12 protein-coding genes are annotated in these 13,608 nt (G+C 42.5%); 6 read left to right on the top strand and 6 right to left on the bottom strand.

Annotated elements, in window-relative coordinates; translation table 11 throughout:
- Positions 1-11: 11 nt before the first annotated feature.
- From AAFF35_RS23055 to AAFF35_RS23040, 4 genes are read right to left on the bottom strand one after another with little or no spacing between them, the layout of a single operon-like run.
- Entirely contained in the window at positions 12-1,106 is a 1,095-nt protein-coding gene (locus tag AAFF35_RS23055; RefSeq protein ID WP_342328917.1) for an efflux RND transporter periplasmic adaptor subunit, read from the bottom strand.
- A 5-nt stretch (positions 1,107-1,111) separates the two neighbouring features.
- Complete coding sequence (locus tag AAFF35_RS23050) at positions 1,112-2,380, bottom strand: TolC family protein (protein ID WP_342328916.1); 1,269 nt, start codon at positions 2,378-2,380, stop codon at positions 1,112-1,114.
- Positions 2,381-2,438: 58 nt separating this feature from the next.
- On the bottom strand, positions 2,439-3,797 hold the full coding sequence (locus AAFF35_RS23045) for an ATP-binding protein (RefSeq protein ID WP_342328914.1): 1,359 nt from the start codon (positions 3,795-3,797) through the stop codon (positions 2,439-2,441).
- Between the two features lie 20 nt (positions 3,798-3,817).
- Positions 3,818-4,501 (bottom strand): response regulator transcription factor, encoded by a 684-nt coding sequence (locus AAFF35_RS23040; protein ID WP_342328913.1) that lies wholly within the window; start codon positions 4,499-4,501, stop codon positions 3,818-3,820.
- 207 nt (positions 4,502-4,708) lie between these two features.
- On the opposite strand from AAFF35_RS23040, the gene AAFF35_RS23035 reads away from it, so the two are divergent.
- From AAFF35_RS23035 to AAFF35_RS23025, 3 genes are all read left to right on the top strand, one after another.
- Positions 4,709-5,155: a KTSC domain-containing protein gene (locus AAFF35_RS23035; RefSeq protein WP_073233468.1), complete on the top strand. Its 447-nt coding sequence runs from the start codon at positions 4,709-4,711 to the stop codon at positions 5,153-5,155.
- A 159-nt stretch (positions 5,156-5,314) separates the two neighbouring features.
- Complete coding sequence (locus tag AAFF35_RS23030) at positions 5,315-5,761, top strand: GNAT family N-acetyltransferase (protein ID WP_342328911.1); 447 nt, start codon at positions 5,315-5,317, stop codon at positions 5,759-5,761.
- 9 nt (positions 5,762-5,770) lie between these two features.
- Entirely contained in the window at positions 5,771-6,235 is a 465-nt protein-coding gene (locus AAFF35_RS23025; protein ID WP_342328910.1) for a VOC family protein, read from the top strand.
- Here the strand turns inward: AAFF35_RS23025 and AAFF35_RS23020 are convergent, their stop codons facing one another.
- Positions 6,236-7,132: a lysophospholipid acyltransferase family protein gene (locus AAFF35_RS23020; protein ID WP_342328908.1), complete on the bottom strand. Its 897-nt coding sequence runs from the start codon at positions 7,130-7,132 to the stop codon at positions 6,236-6,238. It abuts the gene before it with no gap.
- Positions 7,133-7,182: 50 nt separating this feature from the next.
- On the opposite strand from AAFF35_RS23020, the gene AAFF35_RS23015 reads away from it, so the two are divergent.
- The 3 genes from AAFF35_RS23015 to AAFF35_RS23005 all read left to right on the top strand — a co-directional run bounded on the left by AAFF35_RS23015 (position 7,183) and on the right by AAFF35_RS23005 (position 9,423).
- Positions 7,183-7,392: a hypothetical protein gene (locus AAFF35_RS23015; RefSeq protein WP_342328907.1), complete on the top strand. Its 210-nt coding sequence runs from the start codon at positions 7,183-7,185 to the stop codon at positions 7,390-7,392.
- Positions 7,393-7,625: 233 nt separating this feature from the next.
- On the top strand, positions 7,626-8,333 hold the full coding sequence (locus AAFF35_RS23010) for an RNA ligase family protein (protein WP_342328906.1): 708 nt from the start codon (positions 7,626-7,628) through the stop codon (positions 8,331-8,333).
- A complete protein-coding gene (locus AAFF35_RS23005) occupies positions 8,305-9,423 on the top strand; it encodes an AAA family ATPase (protein ID WP_342328904.1) in 1,119 nt (372 codons plus the stop codon). Before AAFF35_RS23010 ends, AAFF35_RS23005 begins: the two co-directional genes overlap by 29 nt.
- 76 nt (positions 9,424-9,499) lie before the next feature.
- Here AAFF35_RS23005 and AAFF35_RS23000 read toward each other — a convergent pair whose 3' ends face one another.
- Positions 9,500-13,579: a two-component regulator propeller domain-containing protein gene (locus AAFF35_RS23000; protein WP_342328903.1), complete on the bottom strand. Its 4,080-nt coding sequence runs from the start codon at positions 13,577-13,579 to the stop codon at positions 9,500-9,502.
- Positions 13,580-13,608: the final 29 nt, after the last annotated feature.

The raw sequence follows: 13,608 nt of genomic DNA, 5'->3' as shown, positions 1-13,608 counted from the left end.
AGATGAACAGGTTAATTTTTAAGGCTCTCGTATAAGAATACCTGTTTGGATGCCACAATGCGGTCGCCGGCTTTTAGCCCTTTACTGATATAGGCCTTTTCTACCGTTTTACGGCCAATTTCTACTTCCTGGATGCGCACTTTTTTTGCGGCATCTACCACCAGCACATAACTTTTGTTTTCATCGAAGATGATGCCTCTGGAATTCACTACAGGAAGGTCTATGCCGGATTTTGCAGAGATCAGGACGGTGGCCATCATTCCTGGTTTTAACAGGTAACCCGGGTTGGCAATGCTTACTCTTGCATTCATCACTTTACTCTCATTGTCGATCATATTGTACACTTTATCAATCTTTCCTTTGAAAACTTTTTCAGGGTAGGAGAGGATAGAGATGCTCACTTCATCACCTTCTTTTATTCTGGAAATGTCTGATTCGTAAATGTTGATCATGGCCCAGACCGAAGAAAGGTCTGCAACAGTAAAGAGGTTTTTGTTGTTGTCCGGACGCAATTGCATATTGGAGGTCACATTTTTTTCAATGATAAAACCTGTTAATGGGGATTTGATGGCATAATTGCCATTGTTGTTTCCGCCATTCAGTTTTAAGGTCGCCCTGGCGCGTTTATCTTCTGCTTGTTTGATCAACACATCGTTCTTTGCTTCTTCCAGTTCTCTGCCCGAAGAGAGGCCACTTTTATACAATTCCTGGATTTGTTTGACGTTTCTTTCTGCATTCCTGAGTTCTGCAGCAGCGCTGATTACCTCCTTGTCAAATCCGGCCATTTCGGTACTGCCCATTGTGGCGAGGACCTGTCCGGCGCTTACTTTATCGCCCAGTTTTACCGGTACATTCCGAACGGTACCACTTACCATGGGAAAGATCTCTGCTTTACGTTCTTCATCGGCAGTGATTTTTGCCGAGAAGCTCAGGTCTGTTCTGTTATTGGCCTGTTGTACCGTGTCGATCAGGAGCCTGTTGATTAATGAATCGGTAACGGCAAATTTCTCCACTACGGGAGCTTCCTTGGAACTGGTGCAGCTTTGGCCCAGAATAACCAGTCCGATCAGGGAAAATTTGCTGATATTTTTTATGAGGATTTGCATGTTACTTATTTAAATATGTTAGCACCGGTGACGTAATTGATTTCTTCTTTGGCATTCATCCGCTCGTATTTCAGTTGATTCAGCTGTAGCGTGCTTTCTTTATAAGAATCATAGAAATCGATAAATTCTACCAGGCTGATGTTCCTGCTTCGGAAGTTTTTGTTGACCTCCGTAATGAGTTTTGTAAAGTCCTGACCAAAATTCCGGTCCATGCCCTGGTAGAGGGCTTCGGTTCTGAGGGCTGATTTATAGCTGTTATAGACTTCATTTTCCAGGGTCGCTTCCTGTTGTTTCAGGCTTACATTTCCTGCGGTAATCGCAATCTTTGCCTTTTTGATTTCGCCCTGATTTCTGTTAAATAGAGGAAGCGGAACTTTGATGCCTAAGCCGGTATAATGATTTGGTGCGCTCCCTTGCAGGTCGTAAGTCAGGGAAACTTCCACATCGGGAACTGCCATTGCTTTTTGAAGGCTCAGGTTGTGCTCTGCCTGTGTGATACTGGTTTTTGCCAGCTGAAGATCCGCGCGGTTGGCTCTTGCCGTTTCCAGAAGCTGCAGGTAAGGTTGTTTTTGCAGGGAATAATCTTGTTCTTCCTCCGCAGGAGCGGTTAAAGACAAAGGCGTGTTGGCCTTGATATTGGTCATTAGCTTCAAGGTCGTCTCTGTGTCTTCAATTTCATTGAGCAGGGTCGTATATTCTCCTTTCAGATTATAGACGAGTGATTTTATCCTGATGATGTCCTTTAAGGCAACATTACCCATTTTGAGTTGTTGTTCGGAAGCCGCCAGCAGTTGTTCCAGTGATTTGATTTGTTGCTGGTAAACAATAGCGGATTGCTGCGCATAATAAGCTTTATAAAAATTGCTTCTCAACTGAAAACGCAGACTGCGCATGAGGTCGAAATAAGCATATTCGCTTAATTTGATTCCTGTATTGGCGAGCTGGATATTTTTATTGCGTTTTCCGGCCAGTTTAATGAGCTGGGAAATCTGTACGTTATATTGTCCGGAGGGTAAAGAATTCTGGAAGAATTTTTTGGTGACCGGATTGTACAGCTGATTTTCAAAGCTGATTTCAGGGTTGTCAAAAAGTTTGGCGGTAATGACATCCGCTTTTGCCTGCTCCGTCTGGTATTGCTGTGCGATCAGCTCATAGTTTCCTGCTATAAACATTTTCTCTGCTTCAGGCAGATTGAGTTTCAGGCTGTCCTGAGCGCTACCCGACATACCAAGTCCAAGTAAAAGAATGCTAGTCAGAATTAATTGTCTTTTCATCTCCGGCAAATCTATCCGGAGGGAATTAAACCCGAATTAAAGGGAAGTTAAAATGAGATTAAAATTTAGGGAAACTGATTTTAAAGCAGGTTCCATCTCCCTTTTTTGACGTTACACTGAGATTTCCTTTAAAAAGACTGATGATTTTATGGGCCATGTATAAGCCCATTCCGTTACCCTGGTGTCTGTTTTCAATTGCCGAGCTGTAAAAAGGCTTAAAGATATCTTCCTGTTTATCTTTAGGAATTCCAGGCCCATGATCGGTGATGGAAACATGAATAAACTCGGCTTGTATATCCAGGGAACAATGAACATCCTGATCATCGGAGAATTTAAAAGCATTAGAGATGATGTTGTTCAATGCAATGGCCAGTAGGGTAGGATTGGCTTGTATGAGGAGTTGAGCAGGATCCTCCGGCATATTCAGGATATCTATGATCAGCTTACCTTTTGGCTTCTGGTTCCATTCCTCAGCCAGGACCCAGAGTGTTTCATCTATTCTGATGTCTTGCAACTTCGGAGCGCCGAATTCAAGATCTGCCTGAGCAAGACTAACCAGTCCGGTAATGATATTGTCCATCTTTTCTGCATCTTCCATTACCGAAGCCAGTGCTTTTTGGTAGTCGGTGGCTTGTCGTTCCTGTGATAAGGTGATTTCTGCACCGATCATCATCCTGGTAACCGGAGTTCTCAGTTCATGTGAAGCATTGGCTACAAACGTCTTTTGCAGTACAAAAGCTTGTTCGAGATGCTCCATCAGGTTATTGAAATTCTGTGCAAGCAGGTTGATTTCATCTTTGTTCCTGCCTTCCTGAACCCTGAAATGCAGATTGTTGGATTTGATCTGTTTCACCTCTTCTATGAAAAGATCCAGCGGTTTTAATATCTTCTTCGCAATCCACCTTCCTGAAAGCAGCAGCCCGATAAAGATGACCACAAAAATCATGACCATGATCTTTTGCAATTTGTCTATCCGGGAATAAGTACTTTGGTCAATGGCAGAAGCAAGAATCACAAAATCCCCTTGGTTGTCTTTATAAAAGATCCCGACCACCTGTCTCTTTCCATCAAGAAACTGTATTTTCTTTTGTTTTCTGACTTTATTAATGGTCTCATTGCTCCAATATTGCTGGTCATCCCCAATAAATGTAGCGCTGTTTTTTGCATTGTAAATACGGATCACTTCTCCATTTAAGGTTTCCAGGTATTGATTTCTGACCGTATTGAGCGAGTCGGCGGAGATTTCATCTGCTTCCAGGTACAGCTTTGCAGTCACCATGGTCCGGTCCGTTAAGCGGTCAAAGAAATCGGCCTCCAGGAATTTGATGAAAGTAAAGTACACCGCACATAAGACACCAAGCAGGGTTAAGGTGCTGATGAGGGTGAAGTATAAGGAAAGGCGGTCTTTAAGTTTCATCAATTGAATAAGGCTGGTTGTTATTTGAGAATATAACCCATCCCAATTTTAGTATGGATCAGTTTTCTTGAAAAACCTTTTTCGATCTTGTTGCGAAGAAAGTTAACATATACGTCAATTACATTCGTACCGGTATCAAAGCTGATGTCCCAGGCATTCTCCGCAATGTATTGCCGGGAGAGTAAGCGGTTTGGGTTGCGGAGGAATAATTCCAGTAAGGTATGTTCCTTTGCCGTCAGCTCAATGAGGGTTCCGGCCCTTTTTACTTCCTTGCTATAGGTATTCAGACTGATGTCGTCAAAACTAAGCAGGTGATCGGCTTTGTCTTGTCCGGTTGCCACATGCTGTCTGCGCAATAAAGCCTCAATTCTGGCCAGCAGCTCTTTGAAATGGAAAGGTTTAACGAGGTAATCGTCTGCTCCGGAATTCAGACCGGTTACTTTGTCGTCAATAGAACCCAATGCCGTAAGCATCAGAATAGGCAGATCTTTGTTCCCGCTGCGGAGCGATTTGCAAACGGCAATCCCGTTCATACCAGGCATCATCACGTCCAGAATGACCAGGTTGAAATCTGTTTCTTTGAAAGTTTGAAGGGCCTCTTCTCCATTGGAAACAATGGTGACGAGGTATCCTTGTTCTTCCAGGCCGGTTTTGATGAGCCCGGCTATTTTAAGGTCGTCTTCTGCTAACCCAATTTTAAACATAGCTGAAAATGGTTATTGTTGAAGCTGCAAAGGTAATTTAAAAGTTGTTCTCCTTATCTGTCAGGTTATCAATTACTTTGTTAATATAATCTTAATCTTTCTTTCGTATAAAAAAGTGTACCTTTGCAAAAATTGTTTCCCTGGAGCATCTGTGGCGCTTAAAATTATGCTGCTTTTCAAAGACAATAATTGCCATTAAACACATTTATGAAGAAGATTGTTGACTACAGAAAACTATTGGGTGTACAAAAGGATACCGAATTAAAAGAATTGAAGACCATTTACAGGAATTTGATGAAAGATTGGCATCCTGATAAATTCCAGGATAGTGAAGAAGCCAAAGTGGAAGCGGAAGTTAAAAGTAAGGAAATCATCGAAGCTTATCACTTTTTGGTAAGTATCGCTCCGGAAACTTTAGAGCTTTCTATCGAGGAATATACTCAAACTACTGCGACTTGCGGAATTGCGGATTATTCCTGGGCTGGTTTAGTCCTGACAGTTCACTTCCTGGATGGCAGTGCTTATGAATATTTCGGTGTTCCTAAAGCGATCTATGTGAAGTTGGTAAATGCAGATTCTCCTGGTAGATTTGCACGCCGTCATATCTTTACTTCATTCCCATATAGAAATATAGCTAAGTTACAAACTGCATAAGCGCAGTTTTTAGCAACATTATATATTTAAATCTCCTTAAAAAGGGTTGCAGGCTTTTTGCTTTGCAACCCTTTTTTTACTGAATGAAATTTCCTTTCTTAATCTTGTTTTACTATTTTGTTTTTTTACAATGAAGCAAGTATTAAAATGAATGATATAGTGATCAGAAAACATGAAGCTGCGGACCATAGCAGAATCATTGAATTGCTAAAATTAAACATACCAGAATATTTTTCTCCAAATGAGGAAGCTGATCTGATCGACTATTTAAACCATGAGGCCGACAATTACTATGTGCTCGAACTGGACGGTGTAATTTTCGGTTGCGGCGGCTTCAATTTGTCAGAAGACGGGGAAACCGGAAAGCTATCCTGGGATTTCTTTCATCCTGAAAGTCAGGGTAAAGGTCTTGGATCTGCATTAACGAAATTCAGGATTCAAAAAATTAAAGAAATAGAGGGGATAAAGACGGTTTCTGTACGAACTTCCCAGCTGGCTTATAAATTTTATGCGAAATTTGGTCTGGAGCTTAGGGAAATAGTTAAAGATTATTGGGATGTAGGTTTCGATATGTATAGGTTAGACCGTGATGTAAACTTAGTTTAAACAAAAAAAATGAAGATATCTGTACTGATTGCTACCGCCCTGATTGCCCTTATTCCTTTTCATAAAACCATGGCACAAACTGAGAAAAAACAAATAGCCGCAAGGTTAAATCACATTGCAGTCTATGTAACCGATCTGGAGAAATCTACCGCGTTTTATAAAGATGTTTTTGAATTTACCCAGATTCCTGAACCTTTTCATGATGGTCGGCATACCTGGTTTAGTCTGGGTTCTGCCGGACAACTTCATTTGATTCAGGGAGCGAAAGGCAAGGGGAATTTCGATAAAAACGAGCACCTGTGTTTCAGCGTAGGTGCTATTGATACCTTTATTGAAAAAATTAAGGACAAAGATATTGCTTATGAAAACTGGGCAGGGGCAGCTCAAAGTGTGACCTTAAGGGTTGATGGAATCAAACAAATTTATTTCCAGGATCCCGACGGACATTGGCTGGAAGTGAATGACGACCATTAATTAGGCGATCTTCCACCTTTTGTGCGACCATAACCAATAAGCCGGGTGTTCTTTGATCGTTTCCTGAAGCTTATCGGCAAAGGACCTGGTGATCTGATGATCCCGGGTTGCTCTTGCGGCATCAGTAATCAGAGAAAAGTTTACCTCCCAGCAGTTGTTCGGCTTTCTTTTCATATCAATGTAAACAACAACGGCATCGGTAGCAATAGACAATTTTTCTGCGCCATTGAACATATTCGTCGATTGATGAAGGAAGTCGAATTTAGTATCTTCATTAATTCCCGGAAATTGGTCTGCGATGAAAATCGACATCTGTGGTTGACCTTTCTGTTTCAAAAGATATCTTAATGCTTGATTTGCGGGGATCAGGCGCATTCCAAAGCGCGTTCTGATGTGCTGAATGAGTTTGCCCATTACCGGGCTGCTGAGGGGCTTATAAATGGCATTAACGTTAAAGGGCAGGTAGGACGGAAGGATGTTCAGGTACTCCCAATTTCCATAATGTCCGAGAACAGCAATAATGCTCCTGTTCTGCTGATAATATTCCAGCACCATTTCTACATTGGAAAGCGTTACCTTTTTGCGAAGCTCAGTCCTGCTGATGGAGAATAATTTCGTGGTTTCCACTATCATAGCAGATAAATGCCGGTAAAAATCTTTTGAAATCTCTTGAATTTCTGCATATGACTTCGTAGGCAAAGCCCTGGATAGATTTTGTAAGACGACACTGTAACGATACCTGAAGACCCGGTATGACAGGAAGTAAAGCATTTTTCCAATCGTGCTGTTCGCAACCTGAAGCGGAAGTAATCCAAGTAAATAAACCGGAAAACAAACGGAGAGAAATGAGCAGTCCTGCAGGAATTTTTTTAACGGATTATTCTTCGCAGGGTTCATGGATAATTTTTAATAAATAGGCAATTAAAACAATCATTAACACCATTGCAATGAGCAAGATGCTGAGCATCCAGAAATATGGATTTGCGGTGAGGATTGTCATGATTTTTAATCGTATCATTGGATCTTTTAATTTAAAACGTCTTTATTCTTCGGTGAAGATGAACTATGGCGAAACTAATCCATACTTACCGGTGATAGAAAAGAAATTGACCAGCTGTGGAAATGTATCCACGAACGGATGGTTTGAGAGGACTTAGCCGGAATTGTTTTTCATGATAGCAGGTTAGGGTCTTTGTCTTTAAGACAACAGCATTTGCTTTTACCCCTACGTCTGACAGAAAATAAATTACTGAAGAAAATTTTACTACTTTTGTCAAAAAACAACGCTATAAAAGACCTTGTCATGTAATACGATTAAAATAAACTAGGAATCTACCTCCCCATTTCATGGCGGAGGTGTCGGTCTTATCTTTTATTTTAATTTTATATCATGAGTATTTCACAAAAATACGGTCGTACTTATCACTACCCTTTTTCTCCGGGGACCACAAGTGACGACAGAATACAACATCAATACTGGGAGCAACTAGAAAAAATCCCTGCCTTAATACATACAGAGAAACTGGATGGGGAGAACAATTGTCTTTCCAGAAAGGGGGTTTTTGCCCGTTCCCATGCAACGCCTACCACCTCTCCCTGGACGGAAAGCCTCAGGAGGTTCTGGCAGCTGATCAGAAACGATCTGGGAGATCTGGAGATCTTCCTGGAAAACCTGTATGCCGTTCATTCCATAGAATACCGGGCGCTGGAGCATCATTTTTATGTCTTTGGCATCCGGCAGCATGACCAATGGCTGAGCTGGGAAGAAACCAGGTTTTACGCGGCAATGCTGGATTTACCTACAGTTCCGGTGATCGGGACGTTTCAGGCCTTAGCAGATCCCTCTTCGTTCGAAAAGCAAGTGATACAGCTGGCATCGGGCAGAGGACAATTGGAGCCTCATGATGCCTGTAGCGGAGAACTGGTTACGATGGAAGGAATTGTGACGCGGAATTTAGAAGGCTATCCGGTAGCAGGATTCGCCGATAATGTTTTTAAATATGTAAGAAAAGGGCATGTGAAAACGGACCAGCACTGGACCCGGAACTGGAAACGTGCCCGTCTGAATAATGAAGGAGGTACCCATGTGGACCATTAGTAAAGATAAATCCTGGTCAAACCTGGAAAGAGAGTTTGACTGGGTAAAACGTATGGAGGAAGTCCCTCAGGACAAGGTTTACCATGCCGAAGGCAATGTTGCCATACATACACAAATGGTATTGGCTGCTTTGGAAAATCAACCCGGATTTCAACAACTGGGCGCTCAGGAAAAGGAAATCCTATGGGCATCGGCTTTGCTGCACGATGTAGAGAAATACAGTACTACCGTATTTGAAGAGGATGGAAGCATCAGTTCAAAGGGGCACGCTAAAAAAGGAGCAATGAAGGCCAGACAATTTCTTTACCGGGAACTGGCTGCCCCTTTTTGCATCCGGGAACAAATTGTGGCACTCGTGAGGCATCATGGCCTCCCAATCTGGCTTTTTGAAAAACCGGATCCACTGAAGGCATTGATTATGGCAAGCATGGACCTGAATACGGAATGGCTGGCCTTATTGGCCAGAGCAGATATGTTAGGGCGGATTTGTGAGGATCAGGAGGCCATGTTATACCGGATAGACTGCTTTGAAGAGTTTTGCCGGGAGCAGGGCTGTTGGGGACAGGCGCGTCTCTTTGCATCAGAGGATGCCCGGATGTATTATCTGCAAAAGGAAAATGCGTACCCGGATTATATTCCTTTTGATACGCCCCTAATGGAGGTGGTCCTGATGAGCGGACTTCCGGGAGCGGGAAAGGATACCTATATTAAAAAGAATTTTCCGGAAATGGAGGTCATCTCTTTGGATAATATTCGTAAGGAATGGGGAATTAAGCCGACTGATAAATCCGGAAACGGACGTGTGATACAGGAAGCTAAAGAAAGGGCAAGAATCTTACTGCGCAAGAAAACGAGCTTTGTCTGGAACGCTACCAATACCACAAGTCAGATGCGGATGCAATTGATTGAGCTCTTTAGTACTTATAAAGCAAAGGTCAGTGTGGTGTATATAGAAAGTCCTTATGTCGATTTATGTCGCCAAAACAGAGGACGTGAAGCAATAGTGCCGGATCAGGTACTGGAAAAACTGATCAATAAGCTGGAGGTTCCGGCATTATGGGAAGCGCACAGTGTATGTTATTATACTTAGTATTTTCCCCCGGTTGGGCGATTGCTGCTGCTACGGGCGTAATGAAGGCTGAAGGAGCAAGTTCCTTCAGCCTTCATTACGCCTTATTTTCTTTAAGCTGATTGATAAAGCCCCTCGGCGTTTCTCCATATTGTTTTCTAAACTCCCTGCTGAAATATTTAGGATCATTAAATCCAACGAGGTAAGAGATTTCTGATATGGTATATACATTTTGTTCCAGGAGCTGGGCCGCCTTTTTTAAGCGGATAGACTTAATAAAATCATTTACGGAGAGGTCTGTAATTGCCCTGATCTTCTTGTATAAAACAGGCTGACTCATGCCCACCTCTGTGGCCAGGTCGGGGACCGCGAAACTTTGGTCTGCCATGTTTTCCTCAATATATTTTAATACCCTGGTCATGAAGGCCTGATCCGTTGATCCGATCACTACGTTTTGAGGTTGTAAGGTCACCTGTTGTCCATACTTCTCCCGCATGGTGGCCCTGGAATTCAGGAGGTTTTTGAGATTGAGTTCCAATAATTCCGTACTGAAAGGTTTGGTCACATAAGCATCAGCACCAGTCTCCAGTCCGCTAACCTGATGGATATGCGTAGACCTTGCCGTCAATAAGATCACCGGAATATGGCTGGTTCGTTCATCTCCCTTTAACTTCCTGCAGAGTTCCAGTCCATCCATTACCGGCATCATGATGTCGCAGATAATCAGGTCAGGAAGAAGTTCAATAGCGGTTTCCCAACCTTTTAATCCATCTTCGCTTTCTACTACCTGATAACGCTTATTTAACAACCCTGAAATCAATAGCCTGATCTCAGCGTTGTCTTCTACTACTAATATGGTTTCATGAAGCTTGCCTGTTTTTACCTTTTCCGAAAGCGGTTCTTCATAGCTAACCGGATGGGGAGAATGGTATTCGTAGTCAATGGTTTCCATCAGTTCAGCGGGTTTGAAATGCGCTTTCCCTTTTTGAAGGATTACCCTGAAACACGTGTCGCCGGCACTTTCACTGCTCGCCGGATGGCTCTCTATTTCGATTTTTCCACGATGCGCAGTGACAATACTTTTAGAAAGTGCCAGGCCGATACCGGAACCAATATGACTGGATCCATGTTCGTCTACCTGGAAAAAATCACTGAACAGTTTATTCTGGCTTTCGTATGGAATCCCCTTGCCGTTGTCTCTGACTTTAATTTCTATTCCTGTAGAAAATTCCTGAATAGAAAGAATGATTTCCCCCTGGTCATTGGTGAATTTAAAAGCATTGCTCAGCAAATTGAAGAGTACTTTCTCCAGTTGAAGCTTGTCAAAATAAAGAAGAATGGATTCCTGTTCGCATTCAAACACATACCGGATGTTACGGTTTAAAGCCATATGGTCAAAAGCCAGAAAAATCTCTTTGGTGAAGCTGACAATATCCCCCTGACTAACGGTTAATTTCATGAGCCCTGCTTCCACCTTTCTAAAGTCCATCAACTCGGTGATGAGCCTCATCAGACGATCAGCATTGTTTTTTATCGGGATCACTTGTCTGCTGAGCTCAATGTTGTCCTGAGTGCTTTTCATCAGGTTTTCCAGGGGCCCAAGAATCAGGGTCAAAGGGGTTCGGATCTCATGGGAGATATTGGTAAAGAAACTGAGTTTCATCTGTTGTAAGTCTACAGATCGTTTCAACAATGCCCGCACTACGATATAACGGATAGTAAGGAACAGAATAACCGCAAAAATCAACAGATACAGGCAATAGGCCCACCAGCTTGCCCATAATGGTGGTTTGATGCTGATTTTTATGCTGGCAATACCGGCGCCTGAGATGCCGTCGTTATTGCTTCCTTTCACCATAAAAGTGTAATTACCCGATGGAAGATTGGAATAAGTTGCACTCGGTTCTGTGGTATAGTTCCAATCTTTGTCGTAATCCAACAGGCGGTAAGCATACCTGTTTTTATCAGGTTTTATGTAGTTTAACAAGGCAAAGCCAAGCGTAAAGTGATTCTGATCATGACCAAAGGTGATGCTTTTGCTGCTGCTGATGTCTTCTTCCAGCAGCTGATCAGGACCGTTTACCGCAATGGGAAGATTAAATAGCTTTAATCCGGTAAAAACCATCGGACTTTGGGATCGGTTGATTTCTATTTGTTTCGCGAAGAAGGAGGTCAGTCCATTATAACCACCAAAAAAGAGTTCTCCTTTGCTGTCTTTAAAATAAGACCTTACATTGAAGTCATTACCAGCGAGCCCGTCACTCTTGGTGTAAGTTCTGAATTTTCCGGTCTTTGGATTTAATTTTGACAGGCCATTATCGGTGCTGATCCATAAATAGTGCTCCTCATCTTCAATGACTCCGAGCACATTGTTATTGGATAAACCTTCTTTCTCGGTATAGGTTCTGAACCGTTTTGTTGCCGGGTCATAAATGCTGAGTCCTCCAAAATAAGTTCCTATACATAGGCTTCCTGAAGTGGTTTGTACGATACAATTGATGTAGTCAGATTGAAGTTTATGGGGGTTGTTTTTATCTTTAAAAAAAGAATACAGTTGCCCGCTCTTTAAATGGCAGGCATATAAACCTCCCTGCGTCCCAATCCAGAGATTCCTGTCCCGATCTTCAAACAGGACTTGGATGTGCTTGTTCTTTAACTTTTTCTCCAGAGCGCTCTTTGTGGTATAGGCAGTTCCGTCGTTTTTCCATTTCATCAGATTGAGACCGGAATAGGAGCCAATCCAGGTGTCGCGGTTACTGTCTTCGCAAATGGCGATGATTTCTGCTGTGCTGATGTTGTTATTCGTGTCTTTTACATTAATTACAGACCTGAATGTTTTGTCTTTAGGGTTGAAAATGTTGAGGCCACCGTGGTGGGTTCCTATCAATAAATTTCCGTTTCTGTCTTTACAAATGGTTTTGATCAGGTTAGAGGTCAGCCCTTGTTTATTGTTCAGGCTGATCTTGTAATTTGAATAGCGCTGATTAATTCGGTCATAATAGTTCAGACCACCACCTTCAGTACCTATCCACAGGTTTTGATACTGATCCTCTACAATGGAGCTGACAATATTGCTGCTGATGCTCGATCGCAGTTTACTATTCTTATAGGCACGAAACTCGGTAGGGAAAGGATAAGCGATATTCACGCCACCATAAAAGGTCCCTACCCAGGTGCAGTTGTTTCGGTCCTGAAAGATGCTATGTATAGAATTGTGGCTGAGGCTTTCTTTTAATTCCGGATTATGCTGATAATTGGTAAAGCGCTTGTTAGCGGGGTCGAAAATACTCAGTCCTTCCTGAGTACCTATCCAAAGCATGCCCTGGCGGTCGAGCATGATTTCACGAATGTCATTATGAACAATGGAATTGCTGCTATCGTTATGCCGGTAAACAGAGAAAGATTCATCGCTGCTGTTGAACAGGTTTAATCCGTTATCGGTGCCAATCCAGATGTTTTGCTGCGCATCTGCAGTCAGGCTGGTAATATAGTTGGAACTGATGCTGTGCGCTTTAGTTTGCTCATGCCGGTAAATCTGGTATTGTCCGTTTTTCAGGTTCATCCGGATCAGGCCGTCGCTGGTGGCGAACCACATGTGGTCATCAGGACCTCTCAATGTAGCATAAATGTTGTTTAAACCTCTGTTGGCACGGGCATCCTTAAACAGATAGGTTTTGAATTCATTATTTTCCCGGTTACTAAGCAGATTGCTGCCATATAAGGTGCTGATCCAAAGCTGTCCTTTTTTATCCTCATAAATGTGCTCTATCGCATTGCTGCTAATACTGTTTTTGACTTTCGGGTTGACGGTAATTCGGGTAAAGGCATCTTTTTTAGCATCGTATCTATTTAGCCCTTTCACTGTCCCTACCCAAAGAACGCCTTCACGATCAGTTAAGATGGAGGTAATTTCATCACTTGAAATACTTTTGGGATCATTGGGGTTGTTTTTATAAACCTTAAACTGATAACCATCATACCTGTTCAGCCCATGCTTCGTACCAAACCACACAAATTGCTGATGGTCCTGGGTAATGGCCATTACAGAATTCTGAGAAAGGCCGTTCTCCAGTGTCAGGTTGCTGAAACGGATGCTTTTCTGTGCATAAGTCGCTAATTGCGATAAAATAAGAAAGAAGAGCAATGAAAGATCGAAGCTCCTTTTTATAAGTTTCATACTGGCTCCCCCAAGGGCTGTTAATATCG

The organism is Pedobacter sp. FW305-3-2-15-E-R2A2 (genome assembly GCF_038446955.1).
Classification (GTDB): domain Bacteria; phylum Bacteroidota; class Bacteroidia; order Sphingobacteriales; family Sphingobacteriaceae; genus Pedobacter.
The sequence above is the reverse complement of the archived record's forward strand: the minus strand, read 5'-3'. Positions and strand labels throughout refer to the sequence as shown.